The following is a 14589-nucleotide window of genomic DNA, read 5'->3' on the forward strand; positions in this document are numbered from 1 at the left end:
CTAAGTCACGCTTACTCATACTACCGACTCCTGATGGGGTGCTGCAGTTTCTGCCGCTGTGCCTACAAAGAGTGCATCCAGTGCTTCGATCAGCGCGACCGGCGCAGGCACGGCGTGTACCCCACGGGCGTTGGTGCGGCTGCCGCGCAGAAATACCGTCATCGAGCCACCCAAATGCTGGTGCGGGTCGTAGTCGGGCAGGCGTGCTTTTAGCAGCCGGTGGAGGGCGAGCATATACAGCGCCGCTTGCAGGTCGTAACGTTTGTCGAGCATGGCATCACGCAGGGCGTCAGCGGTATAGGCGCTGTCGTCGCTGCCCAGGTAGTTGGATTTCCAGTCGAGCACGTAGAAGCGGCCTTCATGCTCAAAGGCGAGGTCGATAAAGCCTTTAAGCATGCCGTTGAGGGTGTCGGCATCCAATACGGGGCGTGATACCCCTGGCAGTAAGTGGTCACTGACCAGCTCATCCAGCTTGCGCGTTTGTACTTGGTGCGCGGCAAACCAGAACTCCAGTTCCACCTGATAGCTTTCGAGTTCGCATAGCGCCACCTGGCTGCCTTCGCTGGGCTGTGACAGAGCCTGGGGCATTGGCAGAGGAAGCGGTGTGGCTAGCAGTTCTTCCAGCCAGCCCGCCAGGGTGTCGTGCCATGCTTGCCAGCCGCGCAGCTGCACGCGTCGCCTCAGCATGTCTTCCCGGTCGGCGGGGTCTTTCAGGGCTTTGTTAAAGCCTAGCTGGCCCGCCCACTCCAGCAATCCATGCAGGAAGGTGCCGGGGCCAGGCCCTCGCGGAAACCGGTGCAGGTGAAATGCTTCGGTGTTGATGGCGTTGTCGTGGGGTTCATCCAGCACTTCCAGGGTGGTGGCTTCCTGGGGCGTGGTGGGTTCTGGCGTGGGCGTTGGCTGCGCCGCGCCTGGCATCGTTTCAGAGACGGCCCCGGAGGTGCGCAGCGCCGAGTAGCTGGCGATCCACCACTGTTCGCGGGCGGGGCGCAGCGGGGTGCGCGCATGGCCCAGTGCCTGCTGTTCCGGCACCGGGGTGAAGCGCAGCGCGGTGGGTTCCGGGGCGGCACTTAGCGCGATGTTGCTGCCTCTTACCAACTCGCCTAGCGCCTGGGTAAACGCGCTGGGGGCAATGGCCTTGCCACCGTTAATTAAGTGGCCGATGGCGCTGTTCTCGCCGCCTTTCAGCGGTGCCAGCCCCAGCCAGGTGGCGTGGCGGGCGCGGGTGAGCGCGACGTAGAGCTTGCGCAGGTCTTCGCCCAGCCGTTCGCGGTCGGCGGTGGCCAACGTGGTTTCATCGGCGCTTAGGCTAAGTTGCAGGCTGCCTTTGCTGTCGTGCCAGCGCAGCGGCAGGTCGCTGTCGCTGACCGGGCGGTGGTTGGCGATAAACGGCAGGAACACCAGCGGGTACTCAAGCCCCTTGGATTTGTGGATGGTCACTACCTTGACTAGATCGGCGTCACTCTCCAGGCGCAGTTTGTGGCTTTCGCCGTGGCTGTCTGGGTCGGCGATGGCTTCGGCCAGAAAGCGAATCAGCGCGTGTTCGCCATCCAGTTCCTGGCTGGCGTGCTGGAGCATTTCACCCAGGTGGAGCAGGTCGGTTAGCAAACGCTCACCCTCGGCGAACTCGCCCAGCAGCCGTGCGGCTATATCAAAATCGACCATCAAACGGCGCACCAGCGGCAGCACGCCCTGGCGCTGCCACAGGCGGTGGTAGTCGCTGAACTGCTCGACCCGCGCTTCCCAGGCTAGCTCGCTCTGGTTGAGGTGGTCGAGTGCTTCAAGGCTTAGCCCTAGTACTGATGTTGCCAGGGCGGCGCGTAGCTTGGCTTCCGCCTGGCGGGAGTTGGCCTGGGGCTCTGCACAGGCGCGCAGCCAAATGGCTAGCTGCGGAGCAATGGGGGAACTGAATACCTTGTCGTGATCGGAAAGGTAGACGCTCTTGATGCCCCGGCTGGCCAGCGCCAGTCGAATCGCCCTTGCTTCCTGCAGGCCGTTGACCAGCACCGCCATGTCCGAGGGGGCCAGCGGAGTGAGTGATTGCTCTCCGTTATCGCCGCTGTCATCAGCCGCCTTAGCAAAGCCCGCCTGCTGTTGGCGGCCTGCTTCCAAAAGCGCGGCCATGTGCGAGGCGCAGCGCTCGGCCATCTCGGTTTGGTAGGCGGTTTTGGAGAGCGGCTCGTCGCTTTCCAACGGCCATAGGGTCATCGCGGGTAGCGGTTTGCCGTTGAGTACCAGCGTATCCTTGGTGCCTTTGGCGTTGACGGGGTTGAACGGCAGCGGGTTGTCGCCGCCCTCTGCGCGGAACAGAAAGGCGCCGGCCTCATGCTGGTCGGCGTAGCTGAAGTAGTGATTGACCGCTGCCACCATGGCTTGGCTGGAACGGAAGTTGGTGCCCAGCGTGACGTGGCGGCCATCGGTGTCGTGCCGGGCCTGCAGGTAGGTGAAGATATCCGCACCGCGAAAAGCGTAGATCGCCTGCTTGGGATCGCCGATCAGCAGGATGGCGCTGTCGCGACGGGGCGTTGCAACGTCATACACGGCGTTGAAGATGCGGTACTGGATCGGGTCGGTATCCTGGAACTCGTCGATCAGCGCCACGGGGAACTGGCGCTGGATCTGCGCGGCCAGGGCCTCTTTGTTGGGGCCTTTGAGGGCGCGATCCAGATGGGTGAGCAGATCGTTGGGGCCCATCTCGGCGCGGCGTTCCTGTTCGCGCTCTAACCGGGCGCGGCACCACTGTACGGCGTGAATCAGCAGGTCGTTGCGTGGCTCTGGCAGGGCATCCAGCGCTTGCGGGAGCTGGGCCAGCGCTTCCCAGGCCTGCGGGCAGGGCGGTGTGCCCTCTTTCCAGATGTCGGCCATGCCGTCGGGCGTCATGCGTTTCCAGGCGGCGTCGGTGAGCGCCGGGCGGTCGGCCTCCGTTTCGCACCACTCGCGTAGTGCGCTTAGCCAGTTGGCGCGGCTTTTGGCGTTGAAGCTTTGGCCCTTGAAGGCTTTGCGCGTGGCGGCCTCTTCCAGGGCGGGCACCAGCTCGTCCAGCCAGGCGGCCCAGGGTGCTTTGAGTTCGTTGAGTTGGGCGGTGCGTTCGGCCTGAGTGGCGGCCAGGGTCTCGCTGGGTGCGGGCTTTTGGTCGCCCAGTGCTTCGCTTTCGGGCAGTAGCCGTTGTAGCGGGGCGTGTAGGTCGTCCGGTGATTTCCAGTAGCGGGTGACAATGCCGAGTGCGTCGCTGTCCAGCGGGTAGTAGAAGCTGCGCCAGTAGTCGCGCACCACTTCCTGTTCCAGTTCGCGCTGGTCGTTTTCCAAGTTGAGGGAGAACAGGCTGCCGCTGTCGAAGGCGTGTTCGCGCAGCATGCGATAGCACCAGCTGTGGATGGTGGAAACTGCGGCTTCGTCCATCCATTCGGCGGCCAGCGCCAGGCGCCGCGAGCAGGCGGGCCAGGTGGCGGGGTCGTATTGGTCGCGGAGTTCTAGGAGCAACGGATCTAGTGCAACCGGGGCTTCCCCGGCGGCAAGCCTACGTGGAGGCGCTGTGAACCCATCCGTGGGCGCTACATTCAACATCCCTGTTGAATGACCTCCACTACGGCTTGCCCCCGGCGCCCCTTCTTCTACGTCCTCAGCTCGAAATACTTCTGCTGCTTCTACCAGTCGATTGCGGATGCGTTCGCGTAGCTCTTGGGTGGCGGCGTTGGTGAAGGTGACGACCAAGATTTCCGGCGGCGTGAGCGGGCGGATAAATGCTGTGTCGTCATCAACGCTGTGGCCGCCGAGTACCAGCCGCACGTAGAGCAGGGCGATGGTGAAGGTTTTGCCGGTGCCAGCGCTTGCCTCTATCAGGCGGCTGCCGTGGAGCGGAAGGCTCAGGGGGTCAAGAGATGTGATAGAAGGCATGGCGGTATCCCGAGCAGTATTCACTGTCAGCACGGTAGGGCGCTGTAGGACGAGGCTTGTCCAACGCTTATTTGAACACGAGAAGGTAGCTGGGTAGAAGTCGGGCTGTTCTGGAAGTCGTTACTATGGCTGTTTCAGGCTGCCTGTGTTCAATCATTATATACACATCATTGTTTACAGTTATTGAATAGATTCTGGTTCTTAATTTAAAAAGTGCATTTTAACCAGTGTGCTTGAGTAGGGATATAAAGCTGGCGTGGCTTAGTCATTGAGACCGTCGTCTTTTATATATTTTAATTGTCGTTATACAGGCAGCGTAATGGGGCGTTTCCGTAAGCTATTGATGATCGCCTCGGCTGCTTTAGTCAATATACGTCCCCTGCGAACACAGAGGATAGTCGTTGCAGAGGGGAGCTCGTTTTCTGCGATATCGACAATGGCCATGGTTTGGTGCTTCTCTTCATGGCTCACCGCGTAGTCGGGTAATATGGTGAGGTTGCCGGTTTGCATGACGTGCACCTTGATCAACTCGATGTGGTCGAGTTCGAAGCCAATTTTTGCGGTGAGGCCCAGCCTTAACAGGGAGGTATCAAGTGCTCGCCGAGTATGGAACGTTGGGTCGAGCATTGTCAGCTCGTAGGGGGTTAAGTCTTTCAGGTTCAACGTACTATGTTTGGCCAATGGGTGTTGGTGAGGCATGGCCGCCTTGAATTGGGTCGTGAATTTTTCAACGATACCGATATCAGGATAGAAGTCATCTTGCATTGTGATTCCGAAATCCACCTGATCATTTTCAAGGGCCTGGTAGACGGCCTCTGCCCCTGAAATACGTCCTTTGAATTCGACGAGTGGATGGGCTTTTTGAAACTCTGCAATGGCAGGGAACAGCCAGGCCCTGGCAACGCCTTCGATAGTGGCATATCTCACCGTGCCTGCCGTCAATCCGTGTATATCGGCTATCTTGGCTCTTGCCAGCTCCATTTCACGCATGGTGCGCTGCATGTGGAGTGCCAGAACCCTGCCTTCTTCCGTAAGCAGCATCCCATCCGCGCAGCGATCGAACAGCGTTGTCTGGAAGCTGTGCTCAAGGTTCTGGATTTGGCGACTAATGGCTGAAGCGCTGACATGAAGTGAGAGCGACGCCTGGCGTATCGACCCCGTTTCCGCGACAGCCAAAAAGTACTTGAACATTGAAATTTGCATGTTGATCCCCTGTTTTTTTAATTAAAACAATAATTTAGGTAGGTGTTCACATTTCGGCAACGAGTCGTGCTAACAATAGCGTTTTTCTCATACCCTGGCGCTTCCTATGCTCTATCTTACTGCAATGCAGTACTTGGGTATCTCTTGATAGCGGCAATCGTGAGCTCAGTAAGCTATGTGAAGGCTTGTATAAAAACGTGTCTGTAAACAGGTCTGTAAATATAGCTTAAGGAAATTCGAGACGCTTGCTCAACACGGTTTGTTATAAAACTAACAAGTAAAGCTAAAAAGAGATGTTGGCTTTGGCTCTACGCTTAAAGGTGACTTAAATGTTGACAGGAATGAATCGGAAGTTGTTCTGGTTAGTGCTTATATTGGCACTTATCGGAAGCTGGCTTCCCTACTTTAATATTCTCAATGGACTGGTGTGGGTAGGCCCACTATCTCTTCCGCTGGCCTGGGTATTTACCTGTAATATAGTGCTGACACTTTGTGCCATCGCGATGTATCCGCTCTATTTCAAGCCACTCTCTGAACGTATTGATGCATTTGAACGTAAGGAGGGAGGGCATGAATAGCACCGCTGTCACTATCATCATACTGATCGCGTTTATCGCTATCTTTGTCGCGATATCGCTGCGTGCTCGGCAGCATAATGCGTCCACCATTGACGATTACGTGGTGGGTGGGCGCTCCATGAATACCGCGCTGCTGCTGATGTCTATGGGGGCGACTTACTTTTCTACCTGGACGCTGCTGGGTTCATTCGGTGTCTATTACCGGGAAGGGATTTGGTTCGCGGGCTTTACTACCTGGGCGATCATTCAGGGCAGTGTGTTTATTTGGCTGTTTGGCACGCGCATTTGGTATATCGGGAAACGCTTCAACTTTATTACCCCTGGGCAAATGGTAGAGCACTACTACTCGAGCCCCACGCTTCGTTTGCTGTTTTCCATTGTTGGTATCATCGCCTTGGTGCCGGTAATGCTGATCCAGGTAACAGGCAGTGCCCGAGCTCTGGAAAGCCTGACCGGAGGGGCTATCCCCTATGCCGTTGGGGTTATCGTTACCTCGGTAGTGGTGGGTTTTATCGTGCTCTGGGCGGGCTTCAGGGGTACCGCTTGGGCGGATGCCTTTATGGGTACCTTCTTTGCTACGGTACTGGTGTTCACGGCAGTGTTTATCATTGGTCAAGCGGGCGGTTGGTCGTTTCTGCAGAACGTGGCCGAGGTCGAACCGCAACTGCTGACCAATAAAGGCAATCCGGTGGCTATGCTGGAGTTATGGGTTGGGCTGAGTTTTGGCGCCTGGGCATTGCCCCACATGTGGCAGAAGTTCTACTCGGCGCATTCAGCGAAAGTGTTGGGCAAGGTGGCCATGTTCACCCCTTTCTGGAACTCCTGGATGATGGCCTGCATTCCGTTGGTGATAGGCCTTTCAGCCAACATTCCTGGGCTGGTGCCAGGGGCGGCGGACAATAGCGATGCGATTCTGCCCCTGATCTTTGCTGAATATGCCCCCATTCTCGGCTCCTTTGTGGTCGCCGGTATCCTTGCCGCTGCCATTTCTACCATCAACAGCCAGTTGCTCTCTTCGGCAAGCCTGGTGGCTGAGGATGTATGGCGTCGGTTCTTTGATAAAGAGATGAGTGAAAAGCGCTTGCGCCTGGTCAATAAGGTGGTCATTGGGCTGATCACCAGCATTGTACTGGTGCTTGCCCTTAGCCCTTCCGGGGCTGGCTATCTTGTGCCTGTTGCCTCCCTGGGCTTCAGCCTTGGCTTGCAACTGGTACCCACCGCACTGGGGATGCTCTATTTCCGCTGGATTACTCCCGCTGGTGCGTTAACCGGGATGGTGGTGGGTGTCATCACACTGTTCGTAAGCGCTGCTACCGATTTCACGCTGTTCTTTGGCCCGGGTATCAGCGCGATCATCGTCAATGGCCTGTTGGTGGCCGTTGTTAGCCGCTTTACCCAGGCTGCGCCAGTGAACGGCGACAATGACTACCATGCGCTGTTCGCTCAGCTCTATGGCAAGCAACCTACGCAAAAGGTAACTGCTCATGCAATCAGCTAAAAAAGTCGCCGTCGTTCAGGCGGGATCCCATCCCTTTGACCCTATGTTGACCGCTGAAAAGGGGGCAAGGTTAATCAGTGAAGCTGCCTCCAAAAAGGCAACGGTGGTAGTTTTTCCAGAAGCCTTTCTGGGGGGCTACCCTAAGGGTGCAAGCTTCGGTAGTCCGGTAGGCAAACGGACTGAGGAGGGACGTGATGAGTTTCTTCGCTACTACCGAAGCGCCATTGACCTTGATGGGCCGGAGCTGACCCTGATTACCGATGCAGCTCAGGCACATAACGTATTCGTGGTCATGGGGGTGATTGAGCGTACGGCCTATACCCTCTACTGCACGGTACTGTATATAGATCCTGAGCAGGGCTTGGTGGGCAAACATCGCAAACTGATGCCTACCGGCGGTGAACGTATCATCTGGGGGTTCGGCGATGGCTCGACGCTACCGGTTTTCAAGACCGGTGTAGGTACGGTAGGCGCGGTGATTTGCTGGGAAAACTATATGCCTATGATGCGCTCGGCCATGTATGGCAAGGGGGTCGATGTTTACTGCGCGCCCACCGCTGATGACCGTGATACGTGGTTGGCTAGCATGCAGCATATCGCTCTTGAAGGACGTTGCTACGTGTTAAGCGCCTGCCAGTATCTGACTAGGGGCGATTTTCCCGACGATTATGACTGCCTGCTGGCACCGGCGAGTGAGCCGGAAACGATACTGATGCGAGGCGCGAGCATGATCGTAAGCCCCATGGGGGAAGTTCTCGCCGGCCCTCTGTTTAACGAGGAGGGCATTCTCTATACCGAGGTCTCCCAGGGCGTCATCGTACGCAGCAAGCTCGATTTCGACCCGGTCGGGCACTATGCCCGCCCGGACGTATTCAGCCTGCATGTGGATACAGAAGCGAAGTCGCCGGTAAGAAGTGACTGATCACGTTTAAGCTTGCTGTGAAATCAACTCATCCGATGGCTGTTTCATGCTCCACTGGATCAGCCGTCGTTGAGATGGAGTATTGCCATGACGTTTCATATCGACTACCCCCGAGTGGTACCCGAGCGGCGGCCTCCTGGTCATGAACCGGCGGCCCCCCGCTATACATTGCGCTGGACACGACCGGTCAATCGACTCTGTTGTGTCTATTTTGGTATTCAGGGGCGCGAGCTTGCCTGGGATGACCAGGCGGCGTTTTTCAGCCGTATCAGGGACTCCTTTGTTATCGACTCCGCACCGGAAGCCCACGAAACGCTGCGCTTTACCGATGAAGCGGGCTACACCAATGCGGTGCTGGTCGCTTACTGGACCGATCCTTCGGTCTATATGGAGTGGTTGCGGGATGCTGCGTTTATCCAGTGGCTCGCACAGCCACAGCGCACTGACGATGCGTTCGGCTATTGGCGGGAGACCATCCACGTCCATTATGACCGCCATGAAACGATCTACTCAGAAGGTAACTATCGAATAGGGTTTGGGCGTTGTCCTGACACCAAGGTGGTTCCCATGACTACCAACGGCTATTTTGGCGCTGCCCGTGACCGCTTTCCGGTCTCTGCGGTGGATCCACTGGCGAGCACCTTTAAGGTTAAGATGCCTGTACCGGGTAGCAAAACGACACTCGGGCGACGTTTGTTTGCTCAAGTGCCTCATAACCTGACCTCGATTCGATCCGGTCAGTATTGGGGGGAGGCGAAGCAGGAGCAGTTTGACGACTACGAGGAGTCATTACGCCCCAAATTGATGGAAGGTATGCAGTACTTGCTCGACAATAAGGAGGAAACGGGCACGCTCTGCTTGAGAGTCATGTCAAACCTTGATGATAATGGTGACGAGCGTTATGAAACCTCGGTGCATGCTTACTTTGCTTCTTTGGAGGAGATGGAAAGCTGGGCCAGTTCACATCCTACTCATAAAACCATTTATGACCATGCCATTGCTAAAAACAGGCAATACGGGAAAAAACGCGAAGTGGTGACCTGGCATGAAGTCTTCCTGCTAACCGAAGGCGTGCCATTTGAGTACATCAACTGCCACCCTGAAACTGGCATATTGCCGTTTTGCACGCTGTATGAGCGTTATTAATATATTGTTGGCCGCTAAGAACGTCCTGACTCATGCCGCTTCCCCACTTTAACCAATCGGGCGCGCTTCGGCTAAGACTCTCGCTTGGGTGGGGCTTGGCTCATCAGTCGATACATAGGTGACAATTTCCACCGGCAGTTTGAGGTATTCTTCGAGTATCTGTTTGAGTTCAGCGCGAGGCTGCGGCGGTATCGCTGTCTGGGAAATTAACAGTAGATCAACGCCGCCGCCGCGCTTGGAGTCATCTAGTCTTGAGCCAAACACATGAGTTTCCACCGAATCACCAATAAACTCGCTCACGCCAGAGAGAATGATTGCGCGATGTGTTTGGGTAATACGCATGAAGTCAGCTCCTTAACTGTATGACAGCCCCGCCACCTGATAATCTTATCGTCGAGCCACTTTAGGTGCATTTTAGTTTACGCCACCGGCGGCTTCGGTTCACTCTAACGATGGGATCTCATGCTGACATCGCTGCTGGATAATGACTTCTATAAGATCACGATGCAGAACGCCGTGATCAAACGCTTTCCTTATGCCCATGCGCGCTACGCCTTTATCAATCGTGGCGAGCATGCTTTTCCTGACGGCTTCGGCGCTGAACTTCGCCGCGAAGTCGATAAGATGGCATCGCTGCGTTTGAGCGACGAGGAGAAGCGCTATCTCGAAATAACGTGCCCTTATCTCGACCCTACGTATCTCGATTTCCTCGCCGGGTTTCATTACAACCCCAGCGAGGTGATTGTAGAGCAGCAGGGGAGCGATCTTTCGGTGATCATTGAAGGGCCCTGGTACCGCACCATTCTCTGGGAAGTGCCGCTGATGGCGTTGATCAGCGAGCTGTGGTATCGGCTTCGTGGCGTGACAATCACGCCTGACGCTGATGCGATGATTGAGCAGCACGCGCAGGAGAAGATCGAACTCTACCGCCGTTTAGGGCTGAAAATTGCTGAGTTTGGCACCCGGCGGCGCTTCTCTTCTGACGTTCACGACCGGGTGGTCGGCGCACTTAGCCACCACGGCGGTGAGGCCTTCAGTGGCACCAGCAATGTGCTGATGGCAATGCACCACGGTGTTAAGCCGATCGGCACCCACGCTCACGAGTGGTTTATGTTCCACGGTGCCCGCTTCGGTTTCAAAATGGCCAATAGCCTGGCGCTGGAACATTGGGTGGATGTGTACCGGGGGGATCTGGGAATCGCCTTAACGGATACCTTTACCTCTAAGGCATTTTACGACAGCTTCGATAAGAAGTTCGCCAAGCTGTTCGATGGCGTTCGTCACGATAGCGGCGACCCTATCGAGTTTGCTTCCCAAACCATCGACCACTACGAGCGCTTGGGTATCAACCCGCTAAGTAAGACGATTATCTTCTCCGACGCGCTAACACCGGAGAAGGTCGAGCGGATACATACCTTCTGCGAAGGTCGCATCGGCATGGCGTTTGGTATCGGCACCAACTTCACTAACGATGTCGGTGTTGAGCCGATGAACATGGTAATCAAGATGGTCGAGGCGCGCCCAGAAGGGCAGGGCTGGCTGCCGGTGATCAAGCTTTCCGACGTGGCGGAAAAGAACACCGGTGACCCGGAGATGATCTCGCTGGCGAAGCGCATCTTGTCGCTGAATGGGAATAGTATTTAGCCTAAGGCTGGTTGCTTTCGCTGATCGTTTATTCCTGGTTCGGCAACGTTAAGTCACCCCTTTACCGAACGGTGCAGCGGCGCGTAGAGCGCCTCGGTCAGCGTGACGAAGCTATGCCCTAGGACGCGCTCGTTAAACAGTCGCTCAAAACTCGGCCATTGGTGGGAGAGGTAGGCGCTTTGGGCAACTTCGCCGGCTTGAAAGCGGCCGCCTTCGTAGGCGGTTTCGGCGGCGGCGTAGGCGTCGCTCTCCCTTGCGCTATCGTCTTCCAATTCCGGCGTGCCTTGTTTGGCCTGCCAGGCGAAAGCGGCTTGCGGGGCCAGCGGTAGCGGGGCCTGCATGCCATCACACCAGGCGCTTAGCAGGTTTTGTAGCTGGTAGCGGGCATTCTCGGCTTCTAACGGTTCCAGGCGCACATGACCTGCTTTGGAGAGTAGCTGGGTGGTCATCGGGCGCTCAATATTGCCCGCTAAGTGGGCGACCCAGGGGCGTAGCAGATGCTGCCAGCGGTACTGGCCACGGCCACGCCCCTGGCTGATTAAACTACTGCTAAGCAGTAGCAAGCGGCAGCGGTTGCCCGCGTCATCCTGGCGAAGTTCTCCCAGCCAATCTTCCAGCGTTACCTGCCCCTCAGCGCTTTCAACAACATGCACCGCCTGGGGCACCGCCACTACTTGGGGCCACTCTTGCAACGCTTCTTCGTAGGCGCCAAACAGGGCGTCCATTGGTTCGGCTAGCGCTTCACGCATTCGCTCTCCAAAGGCTCCAACCGCTAACACGCCCTGGCCTTTAAAGCGTTCCAGTGCCGCGTGCAGTACTTCCACTCGCGGCTGGCCGTTATCCACGGCGTGGCGCTGGGCGGCGATTAGCTGATCCTGCAACTGCCAGTTCTGTAGCCCGTCCAGGGTGAAGGGTTCAACGTCCAGCTGGGTAAGCTCCTCCTGCTCGAAGTAGACCCCAAGCCGGGTGTTGAAAAACGCCTTAGCGGGTTCGCGTAGAAAGCTGCCTAGCAGGTTCAGGGTTAACGTGCTCTGCTGTTCGCTGTCCGCCTTAAGCCCTGGTGGTTTTGAGCCTTGGGTGCTTTCGCCGCTCGGGGTGTGCAGGGCGTGCCACTCGTGAGCGTATGTGAACAGCCGTGCTTGAGCGGGGGAGTCGCTGGCCTGGACAGAGAAATAGCGGCGGCTGAACGGTTGCAGCGGGTGCTCGGTGGTTAACGCTTCCAGCAGCGGCTCGCCGTTCTGTGTTTGCCAGCCCGCTTCAAGATGGTCGCGCAGCTGGCCCACCAGCACCGAGGGCGGCATGGGGTTGTTGTCGATCTGGCTGCGGCCTACCCAGCTAATATAAAGCTGCTGGCGGGCGGAGAGCAGCGCTTCCAGAAACAGGTAGCGGTCATCTTCCCGCCGCGAGCGGTCGCCGGGGCGGTAGTCGCTGCCCATTAAGTCAAAGTCCAGCGGCGGCTGGGAACGGGGGTACTCACCGTCGTTCATGCCCAATAAACACACCCGCTTAAACGGAATGGCGCGCATCGGCATCAGCGTGGCGAAGTTCACCGCCCCGGCCAGGAAGCGCTGGGAAAGACTGTGCTCGTCGATTTGCCCCAGCCAGTGTTCACGCACCATGGAGAGCGGCAGCGGGTCAAAAAGCGCGGCCTCTTCGGTGCTGTCCAACAGCTGCTGTAGCGCGGTTTCCAGGTTGGTGAGCATCACGCTTTCTTGAGCGTCGTCGGTCAAGAAGTAGGTTTCCAGCAGTTCGCGCAGCCGTGCCACCCAGCTGGCGGCGTCGGTGGGCTGGCAGAAGGTTTCCCAGGTGCTTTCCAGTTTTTCCAGCAGATTTGCCAGCGGGCCTGCCAAAGAGGCTTCCAGCCCGCCAATATCATCGAATGGCTCGATGCCTTGCCAGGCGTCGGCACTCCCCACCGTATACCCTAGCAGCAACCGGCGCAGGCCAAAGGCCCAGGTGTTCTGGGTTAGCCCTTCGGGTAGATCCAGCCGGGTGCGCTGCTCGGCATTGAGCCCCCAGCGGATGCCTGCACCCTCGATCCAGCGGCTCAGGGTGGGCAAGTCGTGTTCATCGATGCCAAAGCGTGCACGCAGCGCGGGGACTTCCAGTAGATCCAGCAGGTCGCTTACCGAGAGGCGAAGTTCCGGCAGGCGCAGCAGTTTTTCCAGCGCGATCATCATCGGCAAGCGGTGGCGGCTGGCCTGATCCGACAGGGTGTAAGGGATGTAACGTGGGTCGTCGGGTCTAGCGTTAGCGTTATAGCCACCGAAGGCGGAGCGGTACTGGCCGAATACGGCTTCAATATGGGGCGCGTAGCGGTCAATATCCGGCACCATGACGATGATATCCCGCGGGCGCAAATCCGGGTCGGCGCTGAAGGCCGCCAACAGCTGGTCGTGAAGAATCTCTACTTCCCGCTGGGGGCCGTGGGCGATATGGAACACGATGGAGTCGTCGCTGGCGGGGTCGAGCGCGGGCCAGTGGGTTTGGGTTTCCGCCACTGGGCGCAGCTCACGGATATCGTCCTGTAGCTGGCTGAGCAGGCAGTTGCGCTCTTCGCCGCTAAAGGGCTCGAACATATCGATTCGTAGCGCCTGCTGCTCGAATAGGGTTTGGTAGTTGCCCGCGTCGTCGTGTTCGTCGAGTAGGCGCAGGTAGTCGCGCCCCTGTTTGCCCCAGGCGGCCAGCAGAGGTTGGGCGTGCAGGTGCAGGGCGTCGTCGGCATCGCCGGTGCCGAGTACGTCCAGGGCGTCGGGCATGCCTGCCTTGCGCCGCTGGCGGTAGCGGCTGGCGCGGAGCAGGTCTTTGTGCTCAATGATATCCGCCCAGTAGTACTGGCAGGGGTTGTGCACGCAGAGCACGATCTGGCAGCAGCGTGACAGCGCCGCCAGGGCTTCTAACGTCTGTTGCGGCAGCGATGAGATGCCGAAAATGATCAATCGCCGGGGCAGGCCGGGTGGGCACGCTTGGCCTTCAAGCTGAACGGCGGCTTCCAGAAAGCGGCTGTGCACCTGGGCACGGCTGCTGTTAAGGCCCGCTTGGCCTAGGTTATTAGCTACATCGTCGCGCAGTGCTCGCCACAGCTCCGGCTGCCACAGCTGGTGCGCTTCCAGCGGGCGTGCCTCGCCACGGGCGGTGATCAGCACGTCATTGCCCTTGGCCCAGGCGTCCAGCCAGTCGGCGCGATACACCTGGTACTGGTCGAACAGATCCGCTAGCCGCTCGGCCAGTTGGTAGTGCTTGCGCTGGTCGCGATCCACTTCTAAAAAGCGTGCCAGCGGCGCAAAAGCTTCCTGCTCGGCAAGGCTGGGCAGCAGGCGCAATAAGCGCCATATCAACCGCGATTTATCAAACGGCGAGGTTTCGGGCACTGCGTGCTCGTCGTGCGTTAAGTGAGTCAGCACCGTGCGATAGGCCTGCCATAGAAAACGCGCAGGCAGTGTGACGTTCAATGCCGCCGCTATGCCTGCACCGCCCTGGGCCGGGTCTTCCGCCAGCGCCAGTTTTAGCCACTGCCCAATGCCGTTGCTCTGCACCAGAATGGTCTCGTTCTCCAGCGGCGAGAGCGGGTGTCGGCGCATCCATTCCACCGCCAACCCGCGCAAATCTTCCAGGCGATTGGCATGCACCACCATAAAGCCTGGCGTTAACGGCGTTTGTGAGAGCAGCGAGTTTGCAGACATGCACGATTCCTTAATGGATGG

9 protein-coding genes are annotated in these 14589 nt (G+C 57.9%); 5 read left to right on the forward strand and 4 right to left on the reverse strand.

The window, feature by feature from the left end; genetic code table 11:
* Nucleotides 1–15: 15 nt before the first annotated feature.
* Both recB and HZU72_RS07260 read right to left on the reverse strand, forming a co-directional pair.
* Complete coding sequence (recB, locus tag HZU72_RS07255; protein WP_180091172.1) at nucleotides 16–3894, reverse strand: exodeoxyribonuclease V subunit beta; 3879 nt, start codon at nucleotides 3892–3894, stop codon at nucleotides 16–18.
* A gap of 303 nt (nucleotides 3895–4197) precedes the next feature.
* Complete coding sequence (locus HZU72_RS07260) at nucleotides 4198–5097, reverse strand: LysR family transcriptional regulator (RefSeq protein ID WP_180091173.1); 900 nt, start codon at nucleotides 5095–5097, stop codon at nucleotides 4198–4200.
* 329 nt (nucleotides 5098–5426) lie between these two features.
* Here HZU72_RS07260 and HZU72_RS07265 point away from each other — a divergent pair, with 329 nt between their 5' ends.
* The 4 genes from HZU72_RS07265 to HZU72_RS07280 all read left to right on the forward strand — a co-directional run bounded on the left by HZU72_RS07265 (nucleotide 5427) and on the right by HZU72_RS07280 (nucleotide 9241).
* The gene (locus HZU72_RS07265) at nucleotides 5427–5675 is read left to right on the forward strand and encodes a hypothetical protein (protein ID WP_180091174.1); all 249 of its coding nucleotides are present in this window, start codon (nucleotides 5427–5429) and stop codon (nucleotides 5673–5675) included.
* Nucleotides 5668–7173, forward strand: coding sequence for a sodium:solute symporter family protein (locus tag HZU72_RS07270; RefSeq protein WP_235976024.1), 1506 nt, complete (start codon nucleotides 5668–5670; stop codon nucleotides 7171–7173). Before HZU72_RS07265 ends, HZU72_RS07270 begins: the two co-directional genes overlap by 8 nt.
* On the forward strand, nucleotides 7160–8095 hold the full coding sequence (locus HZU72_RS07275) for a carbon-nitrogen hydrolase family protein (protein ID WP_180091176.1): 936 nt from the start codon (nucleotides 7160–7162) through the stop codon (nucleotides 8093–8095). The genes HZU72_RS07270 and HZU72_RS07275 overlap by 14 nt, the downstream gene beginning before the upstream one ends.
* Before the next feature lie 87 nt (nucleotides 8096–8182).
* A complete protein-coding gene (locus HZU72_RS07280) occupies nucleotides 8183–9241 on the forward strand; it encodes a phenylacetaldoxime dehydratase family protein (protein ID WP_235976025.1) in 1059 nt (352 codons plus the stop codon).
* 48 nt (nucleotides 9242–9289) lie between these two features.
* Here the strand turns inward: HZU72_RS07280 and HZU72_RS07285 are convergent, their stop codons facing one another.
* Nucleotides 9290–9583, reverse strand: coding sequence for a nucleotidyltransferase domain-containing protein (locus tag HZU72_RS07285; RefSeq protein ID WP_180091178.1), 294 nt, complete (start codon nucleotides 9581–9583; stop codon nucleotides 9290–9292).
* 120 nt (nucleotides 9584–9703) lie between these two features.
* Between HZU72_RS07285 and pncB the strand changes: the two genes are divergently transcribed.
* Nucleotides 9704–10885, forward strand: coding sequence for a nicotinate phosphoribosyltransferase (pncB, locus tag HZU72_RS07290; protein ID WP_180091179.1), 1182 nt, complete (start codon nucleotides 9704–9706; stop codon nucleotides 10883–10885).
* A gap of 53 nt (nucleotides 10886–10938) precedes the next feature.
* Here pncB and recC read toward each other — a convergent pair whose 3' ends face one another.
* Nucleotides 10939–14568: an exodeoxyribonuclease V subunit gamma gene (gene recC, locus HZU72_RS07295; RefSeq protein WP_180091180.1), complete on the reverse strand. Its 3630-nt coding sequence runs from the start codon at nucleotides 14566–14568 to the stop codon at nucleotides 10939–10941.
* Between the last annotated feature and the right edge of the window lie 21 nt (nucleotides 14569–14589).

This window comes from Vreelandella sedimenti, from assembly GCF_013416325.1.
Lineage (GTDB): Bacteria > Pseudomonadota > Gammaproteobacteria > Pseudomonadales > Halomonadaceae > Vreelandella > Vreelandella sedimenti.

Bases quoted from the DNA above. Each gene is read 5' to 3' on its own strand.
- HZU72_RS07260 (WP_180091173.1), bottom strand. From the start codon at position 5,097: ATGCAAATTTCAATGTTCAAGTACTTTTTGGCTGTCGCGGAAACGGGG.
- HZU72_RS07270 (WP_235976024.1), top strand. From the start codon at position 5,668: ATGAATAGCACCGCTGTCACTATCATCATACTGATCGCGTTTATCGCT.
- HZU72_RS07275 (WP_180091176.1), top strand. From the start codon at position 7,160: ATGCAATCAGCTAAAAAAGTCGCCGTCGTTCAGGCGGGATCCCATCCC.
- HZU72_RS07265 (WP_180091174.1), top strand. From the start codon at position 5,427: ATGTTGACAGGAATGAATCGGAAGTTGTTCTGGTTAGTGCTTATATTG.
- HZU72_RS07285 (WP_180091178.1), bottom strand. From the start codon at position 9,583: ATGCGTATTACCCAAACACATCGCGCAATCATTCTCTCTGGCGTGAGC.
- recC (WP_180091180.1), bottom strand. From the start codon at position 14,568: ATGTCTGCAAACTCGCTGCTCTCACAAACGCCGTTAACGCCAGGCTTT.
- recB (WP_180091172.1), bottom strand. From the start codon at position 3,894: ATGCCTTCTATCACATCTCTTGACCCCCTGAGCCTTCCGCTCCACGGC.
- HZU72_RS07280 (WP_235976025.1), top strand. From the start codon at position 8,183: ATGACGTTTCATATCGACTACCCCCGAGTGGTACCCGAGCGGCGGCCT.
- pncB (WP_180091179.1), top strand. From the start codon at position 9,704: ATGCTGACATCGCTGCTGGATAATGACTTCTATAAGATCACGATGCAG.